Origin of the sequence: Streptococcus infantis, assembly GCF_021497965.1 — a bacterium.
Classification (GTDB): domain Bacteria; phylum Bacillota; class Bacilli; order Lactobacillales; family Streptococcaceae; genus Streptococcus; species Streptococcus infantis_B.
In genome coordinates this window covers 1173628-1192414 of the sequence record NZ_CP046525.1, presented here as the reverse complement: position 1 = coordinate 1192414, position 18787 = coordinate 1173628, and the positions used below count along the sequence as shown (strand labels likewise).

Sequence of the window (18787 nt, the reverse complement as noted above, 5' to 3'; positions counted from 1 at the left end):
ATGGACTTAATGTGTCAGGATATTCACTTTGGAATCGGAGAAAAAAAGATTCTCAAAGGAGTCTCACTCAAACTGGAGGGCAACCAATTTCATACGATTTTGGGACCCAATGGAAGTGGGAAGACTAGTTTGTTGAAACTCCTCTATCGACAGGAAAAGCCTGATCAGGGCCTGATTTCCCTTGATGGGAAACCCTTGGAACAAATGAGCGTTAAGGAAACGGCAAAACAGATGGCAGTCATCACCCAGTTCAATCAACTCCAATTTGATTGTACGGTTGAAGAAATCGTTATGCTGGGCAGAACACCCCATCTCTCTTTCTTACAAAAGGAAAAAGAAAAAGACTTTGCCTTGGTTGAGGATGCTCTAGCCAAGGTAGATATGCTCGAAAAGAGAAATCGCCTTTACTCTTCTCTATCAGGAGGAGAGAGACAGCGAGTTTTGTTAGCACGTGCCTTAGCTCAAGAACCTTCACTCTTGCTCTTAGACGAACCGACCAATCATCTAGATATCAAATACCAGCTGGACTTGTTGACCATTGTTAAAAATCTCAAGATCAATGTGTTAGCCGTCTTGCATGATATTCAGCTAGCTTGTCGCTATTCAGACTATCTCTATCTGATGAAAGAGGGAGAGATAGTTTACCAAGGTACTCCAAAAGAGACCATCACTCCTGAGTCTTTGCAGGTTGTCTATGGTGTCCAAAGTAAGGTTACTTGGACGGAAGACCAGCAAGCCATGATTCACTATTTATAAGATTTAAAGGAAATTGACATGAAAAAATCACTCAGTATTTTGCTCGTAACAGTAGCTACCTTATCTTTGGCGGCTTGTAGCAACACATCTAAAGAAACAGCAACTGCACCAGCTACAACAGAAGTTAGTCAAAAAGCTACTACAGAAACAAGCTATCCTGTAACCATCAAAACATACGATGCCAAAGGAAACGAAGTCGAGCAAGTCTTTGAAAAGGCTCCTGAAAAGGTTATCACCAACAACCTTTCAACAACTGAAATTCTACTTGAACTTGGTTTGAAAGATAAAATTGCCGGCATGCTCAATCCTGATAATGCCGTAACTGGTAAATACAAGGATGCCATTGAAGCCATCCCTCATATCGGGGATAAGAAATCAGTCTCACAAGAAACGGTTCTTTCTTATGAACCTGATGCCTTGATGGGGCGCAACATGATGTTCTCTGAAAAGTCAATGGGAACGATTAGTGCTTGGAATGAAAATAAAATCCCTGTTTATACGCAAAAAGCCTCACTATCAAATATTCAACAGGATTTGGGAAATATCGTAGAAGATGTAAAGAATCTTGGTACTATTTTCAATGTTCAAGACAAGGCGAATCAATACGCAGAGCAATTGCAAGCTAAAATCGATGCGGTTAAAAAAGCCAACCCAGAAACACAGGGTGAAAAGAAAAAAGCTTTAATTATGGTTGCCTACAATGACGAAACCTTTGGTGCCTACAAGTCAGCCCTTCAAGAAAGCTTGCTTAACCAACTTGGTTATACCAATGTTGCAACAGGAACATCTGGCTTGACCTTGGAAAATCTAGTATCAATGGATCCAGAGTTGATTATCTATGTAACTAGCGATCGCAACAAAAAATTGGATGAAAAAGCAGTGGATTTGATGAAGGCAAACACTGTTTTGGAAAATGTCCCAGCAATCAAGAATCAAAAAATCATGACCATCTCTTACGATGAGTTGATGGACTACGGTCCTGCAGTGATTGATTCACTTGAAAAAATCAATGACTTTATCAAGAAATAAGGAGTTTAACTGGGAAAGAATTCAGGTTAGGGTCAGCCTTCCTTCAAACTATGACTCTAAACAAGCCTACCCAATTGTACTTCTAAACGATGGGGAACTGGACTATTTGTCAGACCTATCTCAATCTGTGATTTTGGTGGGTTTGATTCCAGAAAGCCGTCTGAATGACTTTACACCTTGGAAAGCTAGTGCTTTAAAAGAAGGGGCTTCGGATTTTGGTGGGAAGGTAGAAGCCTATCATGAGAAGCTCTTTCAAGGAATTCTAACAACTCTAAAAAAAGCCTACTTGATTGATGAAAATAGGATTGCATATGGTGGTTATTCACTTGGTGGTCTTGCTGCTATCTATAGTCTCTATAGTAGTTATCTTCCTGTGACCTGTATCTTTTCTGTCTGTGGTTCTTTCTGGTATCCAGACTTTACAGAATTTTGTAGGGAACATGACCTGATACAGAGTCAAAGTCTTATTTATCTGCAAAATGGTCAGATAGAAGGTGCCAATCATTCCAATCGCCTGTCTAAGGCTCCGATGTTTGCAAGGGAACTACATAACCTGATTTCAGAAGCAGTTCCCACAACATATTCTACATTTGATGCTTATGGGCATCATGAAGCTCTTAACGAACGCTATCATCAGTTTTGTGATTGGCTAAGAGAGCAGTGGGTTCTCAAGTGATCTTATAACACTCCTTGTTCATCGCAACTAGGAGTGTTTCTCTTGTATGCTTGTCCTTGGAATTTTCAAGCGATTACCCTTGACGGAAATACCTCCCTGTAATAAACTAAATTATGGTATAATGAGAAGATAGATAGAATCGAGGAAATTATGTCATTTACACAATTTAAATTTAAGAAGTATATAGAAAAAGCTTTGGAAGAGTTGAAGTTTACGACGCCTACCGAAGTGCAAGAAAAGTTGATTCCTATTGTTTTGGCAGGTCGTGACTTGGTCGGTGAATCAAAAACAGGTTCAGGAAAGACCCATACCTTCTTGTTACCAATTTTCCAACAGCTAGATGAAGAGAGTGATAGTGTACAAGCCGTTATCACAGCTCCTAGTCGTGAGTTGGCAACTCAGATTTACCAGGCAGCTCGCCAGATTGCGGAACATTCTGAAGTAGAAATTCGTGTTGCCAACTATGTTGGTGGTACAGACAAGGCGCGTCAGATTGAAAAACTTGCCAGCAATCAGCCACATATCGTTATTGGAACTCCTGGGCGTATTTATGACTTGGTAAAATCTGGTGATTTGGCTATTCATAAGGCTAAGACCTTTGTAGTCGATGAAGCAGATATGACCTTGGATATGGGATTCTTGGAAACAGTTGATAAGATTGCAGGAAGTCTTCCCAAGGACTTGCAATTTATGGTCTTCTCAGCGACTATTCCACAAAAACTGCAACCGTTCTTGAAAAAATACTTGTCAAATCCTGTCATGGAAAAAATCAAGACCAAAACAGTCATCTCTGATACCATTGATAACTGGTTGATTTCTACTAAGGGACGTGACAAGAATGCCCAGATTTATGAATTGACTCAAGTCATGCAACCGTATCTTGCCATGATTTTTGTGAATACAAAAACACGTGCAGATGAATTGCATGCTTACCTGACTACACAAGGTCTAAAAGTAGCTAAGATTCATGGAGATATTGCTCCTCGTGAACGCAAACGGATCATGAATCAGGTGAAAAATCTTGATTTTGAGTACATCGTTGCGACTGACCTAGCTGCGCGTGGGATTGATATTGAAGGTGTCAGCCACGTTATCAATGATGCTATTCCACAGGATTTGTCTTTCTTTGTCCACCGTGTTGGACGAACTGGACGTAATGGTTTGCCAGGTACAGCCATTACCCTCTACCAGCCTAGTGATGACTCAGATATTCGCGAATTGGAGAAATTGGGGATCAAGTTTACTCCGAAAGTCGTCAAAGATGGAGAATTCCAAGATACCTATGATCGAGATCGCCGTGCTAATCGTGAGAAAAAACAGGAAAAACTGGACATCGAAATGATTGGCTTGGTTAAAAAGAAAAAGAAAAAAGTTAAACCAGGCTATAAGAAAAAAATTAAATGGGCAGTAGATGAAAAACGTCGCAAAGCTAAGCGAGCAGAAAGTCGTGCTCGCGGGCGTGCAGAACGTAAGGCCAAGCGTCAAACCTTTTAAAATTAGAACAGTAGAACCAGTTGGTTTTACTGTTTTTTTGATAAAGTATTTAAGACTTTTGTAGTTAAATTGTTGTCTAAATAAAATAAAAAGTCCTAGAAATCAATATTTCTAGGCTTTTTTAAGTTCATTAATTCTATTCCCACTCTACAGTTGCAGGTGGTTTACTTGTGATATCGTAGACGATGCGGTTGACGTGATCAACTTCGTTTACGATACGAACTGAGATTTTTTGGAGTACTTCCCATGGAATCTTCGCAAAATCAGCTGTCATTCCATCGATAGAAGTGATAGCGCGGATAGCGATAGTGTAGTCATAAGTACGACCATCTCCCATAACACCTACTGAACGAACGCCAGTGTTAACAGTGAAGTATTGCCAGATGTCGCGGTCAAGACCTGCTTTAGCGATTTCTTCACGAAGGATAGCATCTGATTCACGAACTGTTTCAAGTTTTTCTTCAGTGATTTCACCCATGACACGGATGGCAAGACCTGGACCTGGGAATGGTTGGCGCCATACGATATTATCTGGCATACCAAGCTCAGTACCGAGGGCACGAACTTCATCTTTGTAAAGAGTGTTAAGTGGCTCGATGAGTTCAAACTGCATGTCTTCTGGAAGTCCACCAACGTTGTGGTGAGACTTGATGGTTTGAGCAGTATCAGTACCTGACTCGATAACGTCTGTATAAAGAGTTCCTTGGGCAAGGAATTTCACATCTTTCAGTTTGCTTGCTTCATCATCAAAGACATAGACAAACTCGTTACCGATAATCTTACGTTTTTGTTCAGGATCAGAAACACCTGCCAATTTATCCAAGAAACGTTTGGCAGCGTCTGCTTTGACAATGTTCAAACCAAACTTACCACCAAGCATATCCATAACTTGGTCAGCTTCCCCTTTACGGAGAAGACCGTGGTCTACAAAGATACAGATCAATTGATCGCCGATGGCTTTTTGGAGAAGAACCCCAACAACAGAAGAGTCAACACCACCTGAAAGACCAAGGAGAACACGTTTGTCTCCAACCTTTTCACGGATTTGTTTGATTTGCATCTCGATAAAGTTATCCATAGTCCAGTCACCTTTGGCACCACAGATATTCAAGGCAAAGTTACGAAGGATATCATAGCCGTGAACTGAATGACGAACCTCTGGATGGAATTGGATACCATAGATTTTCTTGTCTGGATTTTCGATTGATGCATAAGGACAGTCAGCTGATGTACCAGTACGAATGAAATCAGCAGGAATTTCTGTAACAGCATCTCCGTGGCTCATCAAGACAAGTTGTTCTTCTGGAGTTCCAGCAAAAAGAGCAGATTCTGTGTGAGTCAATGTTGATTGACCGTATTCACGGTTACCAGCATCGCTTGCAGGAACAACCTTACCACCAAGCTTGTGAGTCAAAAGCTGCATACCATAGCAGATTCCTAAAATTGGAATTCCCAGTTCGAAAATTTCTGGATCAATATCAAACGATCCTTCTTCGTAAACAGAGTTTGGACCACCTGAAAGTACAATCCCGATAGGATTGATAGCACGGACTTCGTCAGCCGAAATCTTGTGACTTTTTAGTTCTGAAAAGACACCAATCTCGCGAATTCGACGGGAGATAAGTTGGTTATACTGGCTTCCGTAGTCCAGTACGATGATCTTTTCGACATCTTGCAAATCAGTTGAAATGTTGGTCATCTTTTCCCTTTCTTAAAAGAAATATCTTCTTGAATATTCTATCATAAATGAATCGTAATTACCAACTAAACAAGTGATGTTTGACTTTTACATATGAGATACGGTACAATGGAAAAAATAAAGAAAAGAAGTGAGCAAGCATGTTACCAGCTTATATGAAAATCCATGACCAAATCAAAAAAGACATTGATGAGGGAAATTGGAAAATTGGAGAGAGACTTCCTAGCGAGCGAGATCTAGCTGAGGAATTTGCCGTTAGCCGCATGACCCTGCGTCAAGCAATCTCTCTTTTGGTTGAAGAAGGGGTTTTGGAACGGCGTGTTGGTAGTGGGACCTTCGTTTCAAGTACACGAGTTCAGGAAAGAATGCGTGGAACAACTAGTTTTACGGAAATTGTTAAAGCTCAAGGGAAAACGCCATCTAGTCATCTGATTTCCTACCGTCGTACGATTCCAAATGAGCAAGAAGTGGCTAAACTAGGTATACTGCCAACTGACAATATTATTCGTATGGAACGTGTTCGTTATGCAGATAAAGTTCCTGTTGTCTATGAAGTGGCATCGATTCCTGAGAAATTTATCAAAAATTTCAAAAAAGAAGAAGTAACCAAGCACTTTTTCCAAACTTTACAGAAACATGGTTATCGAATTGGGAAATCGCACCAGACCATTTATGCTCGCTTAGCCAAGGAAAAAATTGCTCATTATCTGGAAGTAGAAAAAGGGCATGCCATTTTAGGTCTGACTCAAGTTTCCTACTTTGATGACGGGACAGCTTTTGAGTATGTGAAAAGCCAATATGTTGGGGAACGTTTTGAGTTTTATCTAGAAAATAATTAAGTGTAACATCTCTCTTAAAGTAGGAAATCATATCTACTTTAAGAGTTTTTTATTTGCTTTAAAGTAGAAAACAATTTCCCGTTGAGAAAAATAGTAATCATACGAGTATTTTTACAAGATTCGTGTTATAATAGATAGGTTATATGGTCCCGATAAGGTGGTAGGTTTGATTGTAAACACTCTTCCTACCAGTTCTTTGTAACTCTATAACGAATATTTTTTAAGGGGGGACATTTTTATGTCAGAACGTAAATTATTCACGTCTGAATCTGTATCTGAGGGGCATCCAGATAAGATTGCAGACCAAATTTCAGATGCTATCTTGGATGCTATTTTAGAGCAAGATCCAGAAGCACACGTGGCTGCTGAAACAGCTGTTTATACTGGTTCAGTCCATGTCTTTGGTGAGATTTCTACAAATGCTTATGTCGATATTAACCGTGTAGTTCGTGATACGATTGCAGAAATTGGTTATACCAATACAGAGTATGGATTTTCTGCGGAGACAGTAGGGGTACACCCATCATTGGTGGAACAATCTCCTGATATCGCTCAAGGGGTTAATGAAGCCCTAGAAGTTCGTGGAAATGCAGACCAAGATCCACTTGATTTGATCGGAGCAGGAGACCAAGGTCTCATGTTTGGTTTTGCGGTGGATGAGACAGAAGAACTCATGCCCTTGCCAATTTCACTCAGCCACAAGTTGGTTCGTCGTTTAGCAGAGCTTCGTAAGTCTGGTGAAATTAGCTATCTTCGTCCAGATGCCAAATCACAAGTCACGGTTGAGTATGATGAAAATGACCAACCAGTGCGCGTGGATACAGTTGTTATTTCAACTCAACATGATCCAGAAGTCAGCAATGAACAAATCCATGAAGATGTGATTAACAAGGTCATCAAGGAAGTGATTCCAGCATCTTACCTAGATGATGAGACAAAATTCTTCATCAATCCAACCGGTCGTTTTGTTATCGGTGGACCTCAAGGTGACTCTGGTTTGACTGGTCGCAAGATTATCGTAGATACCTATGGTGGTTACTCACGTCACGGTGGTGGTGCCTTCTCTGGTAAGGATGCGACTAAGGTTGACCGTTCCGCTTCTTATGCAGCTCGCTATATTGCAAAAAACATCGTGGCAGCAGGGCTTGCTAAGAAAGCAGAAGTGCAATTAGCTTACGCGATTGGGGTGGCTCATCCAGTATCTGTTCGTATCGATACTTTCGGTACAGGAACAGTTGCTGAAAGCAAATTAGAAGCAGCAGCGCGTCAAATCTTTGACCTTCGCCCAGCAGGAATCATCCAAATGCTTGACCTCAAACGTCCAATCTACCGTCAAACAGCGGCTTATGGACATATGGGACGTACAGATATCGATCTTCCATGGGAACGTTTAGACAAGGTAGAAGCCTTGAAAGAAGCAGTTAAATAAAATCAAAAAAGATTGGTGTAATGACCAATCTTTTTTAGTTTACAATTACTTATCCAGTATTTTTACAAAAGCCCAGTTTCCAATAGATTTTGCTCCATATTCCAACATCATCGAATCCAGTAATTCATACTTGTTTTTTTCATAGAAGCACACATTTTTCTCAGTGCTGGTGATTAAGCCCAAGCGTTTGCAGCCCTTAGCTTTAAGATAGGGCTCGACACCTTCTTGTAGAAAAGCACTACCGATACCTTGATGTTGACTAGAAGCATTGACTCCTAGCATCATCAAATACCAGTCAAAATTGCCCGATCTTTTTAAATGCTGTTCAGAACGTTCGACCAAATCTAGATATTTCAAGAGGTTCCGTGGTGTAATAAAACGGAAAAGCTTGATAATACCATTTAATAAATAAGATAGAATAGAAAAATCCTTCTGTTGTAAAAGGGCGACTGCTAGGATTTCTCCGTCTCGTTCAGCGACTAGACAAGTCTCTCCCTTGATGTAGAGTCTGGTCAAAAGGCTATCCAACAATTCTAGAAAGGATGGGTAGTATTCTGGTTTCTTTAAATCATCTTTGATAAGAGTCATAAAAGGATAGTCCATAAAGGCTCCAGCCAATACTTTTCCAATTTTTTGGTATTCATCTAGCTTGGCTTCTCTATATACTATTTCTTTCATTTCACACTCCTTCATAAAATCTCTCTAACTATTATAACTAAATTTCTTCTTTTTTTCGATTTTAATGTGAAATATTCACAAAAAGTATAAGAAAATGCAGTTTTTCTAGAATTTCTATTAGAAAAGTAGGTATGAAAAGACCCCACACGGTTTAACCTTGCGGGGTAGATTTAAAGTCTAGTTAGAATCTATTTTGTTGGAATTGAAATTTCAATCAATTTATCAGAATAGAGGGTTTTGATATTTGCTTCATCAATAACTTGTTTATCAATTTTACGATTTAAGAAGAATTCTTGGATTTTCTCAATTTCTTTTTCACGGATTGCACGGTGTTTATTGGAAATGAGGATTTCGTAATGAAGCGGTGACTGAGTAAAAATAACATCTGTATTACCTGCAGAATAAACTTCTACAAGCGTTGCGTCAGTACTTTCTAACTGATTTTTAACAAGAAGCGAGTGTGAGTTTGTAGTATTGATGAGCTTCATAAGGTTTCCTCCTGTGTTTCTATGTCTATTATAGCACTTTTTAGGGAAATTGGAAAAGTTAGCTTAAATTTGATGCTGTTTTTTCCAAGCTTCGATTGCCCATTTATGACTGCCACGTTTCAAGTTTGCAATAGCTTCATCAATTGGGAACCAAGCTAGATGATTAAAATCTTCTAAAGGTTTTTGAATTTCTTGATAAGAAGTGGCTTCATAGAGATAGGCTGGGTTATAGTAGTAGGTATCACGATGACTAGAATAGAAATACTCATCCGCTTGTCCATAATAGGTGCCGATTTCAGCAGTAAAACCCAACTCTTCAATTAGTTCTCGTTTGAGAGCTTCGAGATGGTTTTCGCCTGCTTCAATCTCCCCACCAGGTAAGAACCATGCACCATTTGGAGCTTGGACGAGGATAATCTTTTCGTGGTTTGCATCAGGTATGACTGCATAAACGCCATATCTATTTTTGTAGGTTACTCCCTCTTTTTTTTCTCCAAATGTTGGATTTGCCATAAATTTCTCCTTCGTGAGTGCGCTTTCTTTCTATAATAGTAAAGAATGTTCTCACTGTCAAGCAAGAACATTCTTTTGTATGTGAGGAACTAGTCGTTTGACTCGACCGTTTCCGTTTTATTTTTGGACTTAATCACGATTTTACCTTTACTTGTCATGACTGCCTTGAGGTCTTTTTCACTAGGATTTTCAAGGTAGTAGTCTGTAATGGCATCTTCGATATAGTCTTGGATGGTACGACGGAGTGGACGAGCTCCCATTTTTGGATCGTAACCAAGGTCTACAAGTTTTTCTTTGACCTTTTCTGTGACATCGAGATGGATATTATTGCTGGAAAGTCGCTTATTCACATCATCTAGCATGAGGTCAACGATTTGAAGGAGATTTTCCTTGCTGAGAGCCTTGAATTCGATAATGCCGTCAAAACGGTTCATGAATTCTGGACTAAAGAAGTTGCCTAATTCTCCAAGAACAGAGTTGGTACGACCTTCTCTAGCAGCACCAAAACCAACGCTAGCTTCTGCCTTACCTGTACCTGCATTTGAGGTCATGATAATGATGGCATCCTTAAAGCTAACAGTCCGACCTTGACCATCTGTTAAACGACCATCATCCAAGACTTGAAGGAACATATGCATAACATCTGGATGGGCTTTTTCAACTTCATCCAAGAGGATCAGTGAGTAGGGGTTACGACGAACCTTTTCAGTCAATTGTCCAGCCTCATCATAGCCGACGTATCCTGGAGGAGCACCGACGAGTTTAGCAACGCTGTGTTTTTCCATGTATTCACTCATATCAAAGCGAATCATGCTATCAGCAGAACCAAAGAGTTCGATGGCCAGTTGTTTAGAGAGTTCTGTTTTACCGACACCTGTAGGACCAACAAAGAGGAAGCTACCAATTGGACGGTTTGGTGTTCCAAGCCCAACACGGTTACGACGGATAGCCTTAGCAATCTTATCGACAGCATCATCTTGACCAATAACATGAGCCTTGAGGTCATCTGCTAGGTTGATCAGTTGAGACTGTTCTTTTTCTTTCAAATCACCAACTGGGATATTGGTCTTTTGTTCGATGATGTGTTCGATTGTTTTTTCACTGATGATTGGGGTATCCTGATCCGTTACCTTGGTCTTTTGCATTTCCTTATATTTAGCAATCTGGTCACGGAAGTAGGCTGCTTTTTCAAAGTCTTCATCGCGGGTTGCTTGTGCCTTGAGATTTTCTGCTTCGATTAAACGTTGGTCGATGACCTTTGGATCCACAAAATTTAAGGTTAAGTTCATTTTAGAACCAGCTTCATCTAGGAGGTCAATGGCCTTATCCGGCAAGAAACGATCTTGGATATAGCGGTTAGAGAGAGTAGCAGCTGCTTCGATAGCTCCGTCAGTATAATGAACGTGGTGGTAATCTTCGTATTTCTTTTGAATACCTTTAAGAATAATAATAGTCTCTTCCACAGTTGGTTCATCAACTTTGACAGGTTGCATACGGCGCTCAAGGGCTGCATCTTTTTCGATGATGCGATATTCATTGAGGGTAGTAGCACCAACTAGTTGGAGTTCGCCGCGAGCAAGAGCTGGTTTGAGGATATTTCCTGCATCCATATTTCCTTCTCCAGCAGAACCAGCACCGACGATTTCGTGAATTTCGTCAATGAAGAGGATGACATCTTTACGCTTACGAATTTCTTCCATGAGTTTTTGCATGCGTTCTTCGAACTGTCCACGAATTCCTGTACCTTGGACAAGGCTGACAACATCTAGGCGAATGACTTCTTTCCCTTGAAGTTTATGGGGAACATCACCATCAACAATTTTCTGAGCTAAGCCCTCGACAACGGCTGTCTTACCAACACCAGGCTCACCGATAAGGACAGGGTTGTTTTTGGTTCTACGGTTGAGAATTTCAATAACGCGGATGATTTCTTCGTCACGACCAATCACAGGGTCGATATTTCCACGACGGGCAATCTCAGTAACATTGATACCATATTCATCCAAGAGTCCTTTTTCCTGACTAGGAGGAGGAGTTTGAGCCGGTCCACGATTTTGGGAACCATAGCCACCATTACCGCCGTATCCACCACCTGACTGGGTAGGAGGAGTATTGCTATTAGAAGAAGGTCTAAAGTTGTTCAGGTCGTTAAAGAAATCTCCAAATGGATCGAAATCACGATTGTTTAAATCTGTAATTCCTTTAAATAAGCTATTGTTAGGATCTGTTTTGATAATTTTGTAGCAATTTTGGCAAAGATCGATTTGCTTTTGTTGCCCATTCAGATTAGTGTAAAGATGGATTGTTGAGTCATTGATTTTACAATTTTGACAGAGCATACCTCTACCTCGTTTCTTTCTTGGCCTTGACTAAAACCGAAAGGTCAAAAATAGTCAAAGTTCTTTAGTCTCATTATATCATGATTGAAGGGGAAAGCAAGTAAAAAGATTGAGTATTAAAGTTGATGTTGCGAGTCTATTATAGTCAAACCTTTAAGGGTAAAAAGAAAAATCCTATTTGTCGTACAAAAAGGATTTTCTTGGTCAAAGCAGAAGTATTCTCTGCCTTTATTTAACGATTAGTATAAAAGTTCGTAAATTTCCATCGCAATAAGGTCGATGCTATCAAATGTATAAGTCTCACGAGCTTCAACGTCACGAAGTGTGAAAAGTGGTCCGTTTTCTTCGTCGTGGTTAAAAGCAACCTCTGCGACAACAACTCCTTCGCGTTCAAAGTTACGTTTTAAGTTACCACCATCTTTTGTCATTGCTTCTAAGCGATTGATGATTCTAACCAAATGTGATTCCATTTTGATTCTCCTCCATTTCTTATCTTTACTATTTTACCATAAACAGACTCCACTTGACTAGAAAAAAACTAAGATTTCTCGCTATTTCTATCGTCTTTGAAAATTTATTGAAAATCTTAGATGAAAATGTTGCATTTTTATGCAGAATATGTTATCCTTATACAAGTTTTAAGTTTAAATATAGAAAGTAGAGTGTCCATGAATTTTTCTTTTTTACCGAAATACTTGCCATATTTTAACTATGGTGCTGTTGTTACGATTATTATCTCGATCTTAGTTGTCTTTTTGGGAACCATTTTAGGGGTACTGTTGGCCTTTGCACAACGTTCAAAGATTAAGCCACTTGCTTGGTTTGCTAATCTTTATATCTGGATTTTCCGAGGAACTCCGATGATGGTACAGATTATGATTGCCTATGCATTGATGCATATTAGTGCTCCAACGATTCAAATTGGATTTTTGGATGTCGATCTCACTCGTTTGATTCCAGGGATTATCATTATCTCTATGAATAGTGGTGCCTATGTATCAGAAACTGTTCGTGCTGGAATTAATGCAGTGCCAAAAGGACAACTAGAAGCAGCTTATTCACTAGGTATTCGTCCTAAAAATGCTATGCGCTATGTTATTTTGCCACAGGCTATCAAGAATATTTTACCAGCCTTGGGGAATGAGTTTATTACCATTATCAAGGATAGCTCGCTCTTGTCAGCTATCGGGGTTATGGAATTGTGGAATGGAGCAACTACAGTGTCAACAACCACATATCTACCATTGACTCCACTTCTATTTGCAGCTTTTTACTACTTAATTATGACATCTATCTTGACAGTAGCCTTGAAAGCTTTTGAAAATCGTATGGGACAAGGAGATAAGAAATAATGACTGAAACGCTAATTAAAATTGAAAACCTTCATAAAAGCTTTGGAAAGAATGAAGTTTTAAAAGGGATTGATCTTGAAATCAAAAAAGGGGAAGTAGTGGTCATTATCGGCCCTTCTGGAAGCGGTAAGTCAACCCTCCTTCGTTCCATGAATCTCCTCGAAGAGGCTACAAAAGGAAAGGTTATCTTTGAAGGTGTAGACATTACGGATAAGAAAAATGACCTCTTTGCTATGCGTGAAAAGATGGGAATGGTTTTCCAACAATTCAATCTCTTCCCAAATATGACAGTTATGGGAAACATTACACTTTCTCCAATTAAGACTAAGGGAGAAAATAAAGAAGTGGCTGAAAAGAGAGCGCATGAGCTCTTGGAGAAGGTTGGTTTGCCAGATAAGGCTGATGCCTATCCACAAAGTTTGTCTGGAGGTCAGCAACAGCGTATTGCTATCGCGCGTGGTCTTGCCATGGAACCAGATGTCCTACTTTTTGATGAACCGACTTCTGCCCTAGACCCAGAAATGGTAGGGGAAGTACTAGCAGTTATGCAAGAACTTGCCAAGTCAGGTATGACCATGGTCATCGTAACACATGAGATGGGTTTTGCGCGTGAAGTGGCAGACCGTGTTATTTTTATGGCTGACGGTGTAGTTGTCGAGGATGGAACACCTGAGCAAGTTTTTGACCAAACACAAGAACAAAGAACCAAGGATTTCTTGAGTAAGGTTTTGTAAAACATTGTTTATCAGAAAAGCTCCAAGGGGGCTTTTTCTTATAGTTTCAGACTATAGGGAATCTTAGGTAAGAAGTGTTAGAAGGTCGAGCGATTTTTTGTTATAATAGAGGATATTTGTTAGAAAAGAGAAAATACATGACACAGATTATTGATGGGAAGGCTTTAGCAGCCAAGCTACAAGGACAACTGGCTGAAAAAACAGCCAAACTAAAGGAAGAGACAGGCTTGGTTCCTGGTTTGGTGGTTATTTTGGTTGGGGGCAATCCTGCTAGCCAGGTTTACGTTCGTAACAAGGAACGTTCAGCAATCGCAGCGGGTTTCCATAGTGAAGTTGTACGTGTTCCGGAGACCATTACTCAAGATGAATTGTTGGAGTTGATTGCCAAATACAATCAAGATCCAGCATGGCATGGGATTTTGGTCCAGTTGCCATTGCCAAAACACATCGATGAAGAGGCAGTTTTATTGGCCATTGACCCTGAAAAGGATGTAGATGGTTTTCATCCGCTCAACATGGGGCGTCTTTGGTCTGGTCATCCAGTGATGATTCCTTCAACTCCAGCAGGAATTATGGAGATGTTTCATGAGTATGGGATTGATTTAGAAGGTAAAAATGCGGTCGTAATTGGTCGTTCAAATATTGTTGGCAAACCCATGGCTCAGTTGCTCTTGGCTAAAAATGCAACTGTCACCTTGACCCACTCTCGCACCCACAATCTAGCCCAAGTAGCATCTAAAGCCGACATTCTTGTAGTAGCAATCGGCCGTGCTAAGTTCGTGACTGCTGATTTTGTCAAAGCTGGTGCAGTTGTCATTGATGTGGGAATGAACCGAGATGAAAATGGCAAGCTCTGTGGAGATGTTGACTACGATGCTGTTGCACCAGTCGCTAGCCATATCACACCTGTACCTGGTGGAGTTGGGCCTATGACGATTACCATGCTGATGGAGCAAACTTATCAGGCTGCTTTAAGAACGCTGGATAAAGACTAAGTTTACTATGAAAAATAGTTGAGATAGTAATATCTCGACTTTTTATTTTCTGTAATGATACTTCTATCTATTATTTTGTAGTATAATGAGAGACAAGAAGTAGTAAGGAAGTAATAATGAAGGATATTAAGAAAGCTTTACTAAAAAAAGTGATCATCGAGCGTCCTCGTTCTAGTCATAAGGGAGACTACAGTCGTCTTCTCTTGATTGGTGGAACGTATCCTTATGGTGGAGCGATTATTATGGCTGCCTTAGGGGCTGTTAGAAGTGGTGCAGGCTTAGTGACAGTAGCTACGGATAAAGAGAATATTCCAGCTCTGCATAGCCATCTTCCAGAGGCTATGGCTTTTGCTCTTGACGATAAGCAATTACTTGAGCAACAGTTGCAGAAGGCTAACATTGTCTTGGTTGGACCTGGACTAGTGGATGATGGGCGTGGAGAAGAGCTTCTCCAAACAGTTTTTGATCATTTAGACCAAGACCAGACTCTCATACTGGATGGTGGTGCCCTATCTATTTTTGCTAAGTCGGGGTTGAAATTTCCTAAAGCCCACCTTGTTTTAACTCCACATCAAAGGGAATGGCAAGTCTTATCAGGCTTAGATTTGACTTCTCAAGGAGCTGAGGAAACAGGAGAGGCTTTGAAGAGTTTTCCTTCAGGGACGATTCTAGTTCAAAAAGGTCCTGCGACTCGAATCTGGCAAGCTGGTCAAGATGATTTTTATCAGTTAGAGGTTGGGGGTCCTTATCAGGCGACTGGGGGTATGGGGGATACTCTGGCTGGGATGATCGCTGGCTTTGTAGGTCAATTTCACCAAGTTAGTCTCTATGAAAGAGTGACAGTAGCGACATATCTGCATTCAGCAATTGCCCAAGAACTAGCTGAGGACAATTATGTAGTTCTGCCAACCACGATTAGTCAACATATTCCTGCATTCATGAAGAAAATACAAAAAGACACCTGAATTTTTCAGGTGTCTTTTGACTATTAGAAGAGGCCTTTGACCTTATCTACAAGACCGTCAAGCCCTTCTGAGCCTGAAACCAATGCTTGCGCTTGGCTAAGGTAGTCCCCTAGTTGATCCTTGTTTTCTTCAACAAATGTTTTTGCTGCAGAAAAATCTTTTTTCTCGACGAGTTCTTTTACTTGATTAAACAAATCCAATGGGTTCATGAATTTCCTCCTTTTCTACCATTTTATTCAATCATTTTTGTTTAAATCTTGCAAGAAACTTGACTCTTCAAATAAAGTTCATGGGTGTCAAATGGTGTAAATTTTGATATAATTTTTAGTGATGAATTTTAGAAATGATCGGTATGTGGTTGTAGATTTAGAAGCAACAAGTACCGGAAGCAAGGCAAAAATCATCCAAGTGGGAATTGTAGTCATTGAAGATGGTGAGATTGTTGAGCAATATGCCACTGATGTCAATCCGCATGAACACTTGGATTCTCATATCAAAGAATTAACGGGTTTGACTGATAAGCGTTTAGCAAAGGCTCCAGAGTTTTCCCAGGTAGCTGGAAAGATTTTTGAACTGGTCAAAGACGGTATTTTTGTTGCGCACAATGTTCAGTTCGATGCCAATTTGTTGGCAGAATTCCTGTTTTTTGAAGGTTATGAATTACGCACCCCTCGTATCGATACGGTTGAGTTGGCTCAAGTCTTTTATCCTCAGCTTGAAAAGTATAATCTTGGAATTCTCTGCCAAGAGTTGGGAATTCCCTTGGAGCAAGCTCACACAGCCTTATCAGATGCCCAAGCAACGGCAGAACTCTTTCTTTGTATGAGACAAAAGATGTTTCAACTTCCAAAAGGTTTGTTGGAGCGCTTATTAAGTCTGGCTGATAGCTTATTGTACGAATCATACATGGTCATCGAGGAAGTTTATCAGAAACAGTCTCTCTTAGTTGAACATGACTTGGTCGAGGTGCAAGGTCTATTTTTGAGAAAAGAAAAATCAGCCCTTTCTCCACGAAAACTATCTAAAGATTTCCAAACCAATATTGCCTTGTTGGGGTTGGAGGAGAGAAACTTGCAAGAACGCTTCGCACAAAAGGTTCAAGAGTGCTTGCAAGGGGAAGACATTTCTTTTATTCAGGCTCAAACTGGGATTGGAAAAACCTATGGCTATCTCCTGCCAGCCTTGTCTCTTGAGAATGAAGGGGGGATCCTACTTAGTGTTCCAACTAAAATCCTTCAAAATCAGGTAATGCATGAGGAGGCTAAAAAACTCGAAGAGATTTTTCATATCTCTATTCACAGTCTCAAAGGACCACAGAATTACTTGAAGTTAGATGCCTTTCATGCAGTGCTAGAGGAAGAAGAATCAAATCGTTTGTATACGCGTTTCAAGATGCAACTCCTAGTTTGGCTGACTGAGACAGATACTGGAGACTTAGACGAAATTGGTCAGCTTTATCGCTACCAGCAATTTTTACCAAACTTGGTGCATGATGGAAATCTTCACAAAGATTCTCTCTTTTGGTTAGAGGATTTTTGGAGACGTGGTCAGGAAAAAGCGCGTTCTTGTAAGTTGCTAGTGACCAATCATGCTTACCTCGTTACTCGACTTGAAGATGATCCGAGTCTTTTAGAGGGACGTTTCTTGATTTTGGATGAAGCCCAGAAAATCTTGTTGACCTTGGAAAATCTTTCTCGAAAATCTTATTTGCTTACAGATTTGCTAGAACAATTAGATCAAGCTCTATCTAAAGAAGAAGGCATGCTTGAAAGACGCTTGCTAGAGAGTATTCGTTTTGAGCTTTCTTATCTGCTGGAGCAGTTTCTATCTGGCAAACGTAAGATGTGCCCAGCTAGTAGCATTGATAAGCTCCAACAGGATTTTTCAGAGTTGAATCTTCCAGAATTTAAAGACTATCAGAGATTTTTCTCGTCTGAAGGAGAATTTTGGTTATCAGTTTCAGAACTCTCTAGTAAAAAAATCGAGATTACTTCTAGTCGCGATCAGCGTTTGTTATTTTCTCAGATATTTCCAGAATCCTGCCAGCTTCTCGGAATCTCTGCAACCCTAGAAATTAGTAGCAGAGTTTCTTTGCCAGAATTGTTAGGATTCCCGCAAGCAAATATTTATTACCTAGATGAACAGTTTCAGGAAAATCAGGAAATTTTCTTGGTGAATGATTTTCCATTGGTGACTGAAGTTTCGCTTGAGGAATATGCACAAGCAGTTGTGGAAGTTCTAGAAGATTTGTCCTACCTTGAAGAACCGATTTTAGTCTTATTTACTGCAAAAGATTTATTGCTGCAGGTATCTGATACTTTAAGAATTCCCCATTTAGCTCAATATAAGCATGGGGAACCAGCTCAATTGAAAAAACGCTTTGAAAAAGGAGAGCGTGAGCTCTTACTTGGTGCGGGGAGTTTCTGGGAAGGAGTCGATTTTTCCAGACATCCTCGGGTGATTGAAGTGGTGACACGTTTGCCTTTCCAAAATCCAGAGGATCCATTTACCAAAAAGATGAATCAAGAACTCCGTCTTGAAGGGAAGAACCCTTTTTATGATTACCAACTTCCTATGGCGATTATTCGTCTCAAGCAAGCGATAGGTAGGACCATGCGCCGAGTTGGTCAACGCTCCGCAGTTTTGATTTTAGACAGCCGCATGTCAAGCAAACGATATGGCAAGCAAATCAGCAAGGCCTTGTCTCGCACTAGTCGAGTAAGGAATATTAGCCGAGAGCAAGTGTTTGTCAACGTTCAAGAATTTTTAAATAAACAATGAATTGAATATCAGAAAGAATG

At 40.2% G+C, this 18787-nt stretch carries 18 protein-coding genes; 11 read left to right on the top strand and 7 right to left on the bottom strand.

What is annotated here, in order from left to right:
* From GOM46_RS05990 to GOM46_RS05975, 4 genes are all read left to right on the top strand, one after another.
* The gene (locus GOM46_RS05990; protein WP_006149803.1) at positions 1-756 is read left to right on the top strand and encodes an ABC transporter ATP-binding protein; all 756 of its coding nucleotides are present in this window, start codon (positions 1-3) and stop codon (positions 754-756) included.
* Between the two features lie 18 nt (positions 757-774).
* Positions 775-1785: an ABC transporter substrate-binding protein gene (locus GOM46_RS05985; protein ID WP_006149956.1), complete on the top strand. Its 1011-nt coding sequence runs from the start codon at positions 775-777 to the stop codon at positions 1783-1785.
* Positions 1766-2461, top strand: a complete 696-nt coding sequence (locus GOM46_RS05980) for an alpha/beta hydrolase-fold protein (RefSeq protein WP_025169969.1) — start codon at positions 1766-1768, stop codon at positions 2459-2461. The genes GOM46_RS05985 and GOM46_RS05980 overlap by 20 nt, the downstream gene beginning before the upstream one ends.
* 150 nt (positions 2462-2611) lie before the next feature.
* Positions 2612-3955 carry a DEAD/DEAH box helicase gene (locus tag GOM46_RS05975; protein ID WP_006149860.1) on the top strand — a complete coding sequence of 448 codons (1344 nt, stop codon included), beginning with the start codon at positions 2612-2614 and terminating at the stop codon, positions 3953-3955.
* A gap of 136 nt (positions 3956-4091) precedes the next feature.
* On the opposite strand, the gene guaA is transcribed toward GOM46_RS05975, so the two are convergent.
* Entirely contained in the window at positions 4092-5654 is a 1563-nt protein-coding gene (gene guaA / locus GOM46_RS05970) for a glutamine-hydrolyzing GMP synthase (protein ID WP_006149931.1), read from the bottom strand.
* A gap of 140 nt (positions 5655-5794) precedes the next feature.
* Here guaA and GOM46_RS05965 point away from each other — a divergent pair, with 140 nt between their 5' ends.
* Together GOM46_RS05965 and metK are read left to right on the top strand one after the other, a co-directional pair.
* The gene (locus GOM46_RS05965; RefSeq protein ID WP_006149854.1) at positions 5795-6493 is read left to right on the top strand and encodes a GntR family transcriptional regulator; all 699 of its coding nucleotides are present in this window, start codon (positions 5795-5797) and stop codon (positions 6491-6493) included.
* Between the two features lie 238 nt (positions 6494-6731).
* The gene (gene metK, locus GOM46_RS05960) at positions 6732-7922 is read left to right on the top strand and encodes a methionine adenosyltransferase (protein WP_006149959.1); all 1191 of its coding nucleotides are present in this window, start codon (positions 6732-6734) and stop codon (positions 7920-7922) included.
* Between the two features lie 45 nt (positions 7923-7967).
* Here metK and GOM46_RS05955 read toward each other — a convergent pair whose 3' ends face one another.
* From GOM46_RS05955 to GOM46_RS05935, 5 genes are all read right to left on the bottom strand, one after another.
* Positions 7968-8600 (bottom strand): GNAT family N-acetyltransferase, encoded by a 633-nt coding sequence (locus GOM46_RS05955; RefSeq protein ID WP_006149873.1) that lies wholly within the window; start codon positions 8598-8600, stop codon positions 7968-7970.
* Positions 8601-8788: 188 nt separating this feature from the next.
* Positions 8789-9088 carry a DUF1827 family protein gene (locus GOM46_RS05950; RefSeq protein ID WP_006149955.1) on the bottom strand — a complete coding sequence of 100 codons (300 nt, stop codon included), beginning with the start codon at positions 9086-9088 and terminating at the stop codon, positions 8789-8791.
* Between the two features lie 63 nt (positions 9089-9151).
* Entirely contained in the window at positions 9152-9601 is a 450-nt protein-coding gene (locus tag GOM46_RS05945; RefSeq protein ID WP_235083329.1) for an NUDIX hydrolase, read from the bottom strand.
* Between the two features lie 89 nt (positions 9602-9690).
* The gene (locus GOM46_RS05940) at positions 9691-11940 is read right to left on the bottom strand and encodes an ATP-dependent Clp protease ATP-binding subunit (protein ID WP_049530939.1); all 2250 of its coding nucleotides are present in this window, start codon (positions 11938-11940) and stop codon (positions 9691-9693) included.
* A 239-nt stretch (positions 11941-12179) separates the two neighbouring features.
* Positions 12180-12410 carry a DUF1797 family protein gene (locus tag GOM46_RS05935; RefSeq protein WP_004253825.1) on the bottom strand — a complete coding sequence of 77 codons (231 nt, stop codon included), beginning with the start codon at positions 12408-12410 and terminating at the stop codon, positions 12180-12182.
* 198 nt (positions 12411-12608) lie between these two features.
* Here GOM46_RS05935 and GOM46_RS05930 point away from each other — a divergent pair, with 198 nt between their 5' ends.
* From GOM46_RS05930 to GOM46_RS05915, 4 genes are all read left to right on the top strand, one after another.
* A complete protein-coding gene (locus GOM46_RS05930; protein ID WP_006149889.1) occupies positions 12609-13292 on the top strand; it encodes an amino acid ABC transporter permease in 684 nt (227 codons plus the stop codon).
* Entirely contained in the window at positions 13292-14026 is a 735-nt protein-coding gene (locus tag GOM46_RS05925; RefSeq protein ID WP_006145885.1) for an amino acid ABC transporter ATP-binding protein, read from the top strand. The genes GOM46_RS05930 and GOM46_RS05925 overlap by 1 nt, the downstream gene beginning before the upstream one ends.
* 137 nt (positions 14027-14163) lie before the next feature.
* The gene (locus GOM46_RS05920) at positions 14164-15021 is read left to right on the top strand and encodes a bifunctional methylenetetrahydrofolate dehydrogenase/methenyltetrahydrofolate cyclohydrolase (protein ID WP_006149835.1); all 858 of its coding nucleotides are present in this window, start codon (positions 14164-14166) and stop codon (positions 15019-15021) included.
* A gap of 116 nt (positions 15022-15137) precedes the next feature.
* Positions 15138-15986, top strand: coding sequence for an NAD(P)H-hydrate dehydratase (locus tag GOM46_RS05915; protein ID WP_006149957.1), 849 nt, complete (start codon positions 15138-15140; stop codon positions 15984-15986).
* Positions 15987-16009: 23 nt separating this feature from the next.
* Here GOM46_RS05915 and GOM46_RS05910 read toward each other — a convergent pair whose 3' ends face one another.
* Positions 16010-16195 (bottom strand): hypothetical protein, encoded by a 186-nt coding sequence (locus tag GOM46_RS05910; RefSeq protein WP_006149832.1) that lies wholly within the window; start codon positions 16193-16195, stop codon positions 16010-16012.
* Positions 16196-16316: 121 nt separating this feature from the next.
* Between GOM46_RS05910 and GOM46_RS05905 the strand changes: the two genes are divergently transcribed.
* Positions 16317-18767, top strand: a complete 2451-nt coding sequence (locus tag GOM46_RS05905; protein ID WP_025169970.1) for a bifunctional DnaQ family exonuclease/ATP-dependent helicase — start codon at positions 16317-16319, stop codon at positions 18765-18767.
* Positions 18768-18787: the final 20 nt, after the last annotated feature.

What these genes read in the sequence shown, in the direction of transcription:
- GOM46_RS05915 (WP_006149957.1), top strand. Translation starts at nt 15,138, where the DNA reads ATGAAGGATATTAAGAAAGCTTTACTAAAAAAAGTGATCATCGAGCGT.
- GOM46_RS05920 (WP_006149835.1), top strand. Translation starts at nt 14,164, where the DNA reads ATGACACAGATTATTGATGGGAAGGCTTTAGCAGCCAAGCTACAAGGA.
- guaA (WP_006149931.1), bottom strand. Translation starts at nt 5,654, where the DNA reads ATGACCAACATTTCAACTGATTTGCAAGATGTCGAAAAGATCATCGTA.
- GOM46_RS05980 (WP_025169969.1), top strand. Translation starts at nt 1,766, where the DNA reads ATGACTTTATCAAGAAATAAGGAGTTTAACTGGGAAAGAATTCAGGTT.
- GOM46_RS05935 (WP_004253825.1), bottom strand. Translation starts at nt 12,410, where the DNA reads ATGGAATCACATTTGGTTAGAATCATCAATCGCTTAGAAGCAATGACA.
- GOM46_RS05965 (WP_006149854.1), top strand. Translation starts at nt 5,795, where the DNA reads ATGTTACCAGCTTATATGAAAATCCATGACCAAATCAAAAAAGACATT.
- GOM46_RS05910 (WP_006149832.1), bottom strand. Translation starts at nt 16,195, where the DNA reads ATGAACCCATTGGATTTGTTTAATCAAGTAAAAGAACTCGTCGAGAAA.
- metK (WP_006149959.1), top strand. Translation starts at nt 6,732, where the DNA reads ATGTCAGAACGTAAATTATTCACGTCTGAATCTGTATCTGAGGGGCAT.
- GOM46_RS05940 (WP_049530939.1), bottom strand. Translation starts at nt 11,940, where the DNA reads ATGCTCTGTCAAAATTGTAAAATCAATGACTCAACAATCCATCTTTAC.
- GOM46_RS05925 (WP_006145885.1), top strand. Translation starts at nt 13,292, where the DNA reads ATGACTGAAACGCTAATTAAAATTGAAAACCTTCATAAAAGCTTTGGA.
- GOM46_RS05945 (WP_235083329.1), bottom strand. Translation starts at nt 9,601, where the DNA reads ATGGCAAATCCAACATTTGGAGAAAAAAAAGAGGGAGTAACCTACAAA.
- GOM46_RS05930 (WP_006149889.1), top strand. Translation starts at nt 12,609, where the DNA reads ATGAATTTTTCTTTTTTACCGAAATACTTGCCATATTTTAACTATGGT.
- GOM46_RS05985 (WP_006149956.1), top strand. Translation starts at nt 775, where the DNA reads ATGAAAAAATCACTCAGTATTTTGCTCGTAACAGTAGCTACCTTATCT.
- GOM46_RS05975 (WP_006149860.1), top strand. Translation starts at nt 2,612, where the DNA reads ATGTCATTTACACAATTTAAATTTAAGAAGTATATAGAAAAAGCTTTG.
- GOM46_RS05950 (WP_006149955.1), bottom strand. Translation starts at nt 9,088, where the DNA reads ATGAAGCTCATCAATACTACAAACTCACACTCGCTTCTTGTTAAAAAT.
- GOM46_RS05905 (WP_025169970.1), top strand. Translation starts at nt 16,317, where the DNA reads ATGAATTTTAGAAATGATCGGTATGTGGTTGTAGATTTAGAAGCAACA.
- GOM46_RS05990 (WP_006149803.1), top strand. Translation starts at nt 1, where the DNA reads ATGGACTTAATGTGTCAGGATATTCACTTTGGAATCGGAGAAAAAAAG.
- GOM46_RS05955 (WP_006149873.1), bottom strand. Translation starts at nt 8,600, where the DNA reads ATGAAAGAAATAGTATATAGAGAAGCCAAGCTAGATGAATACCAAAAA.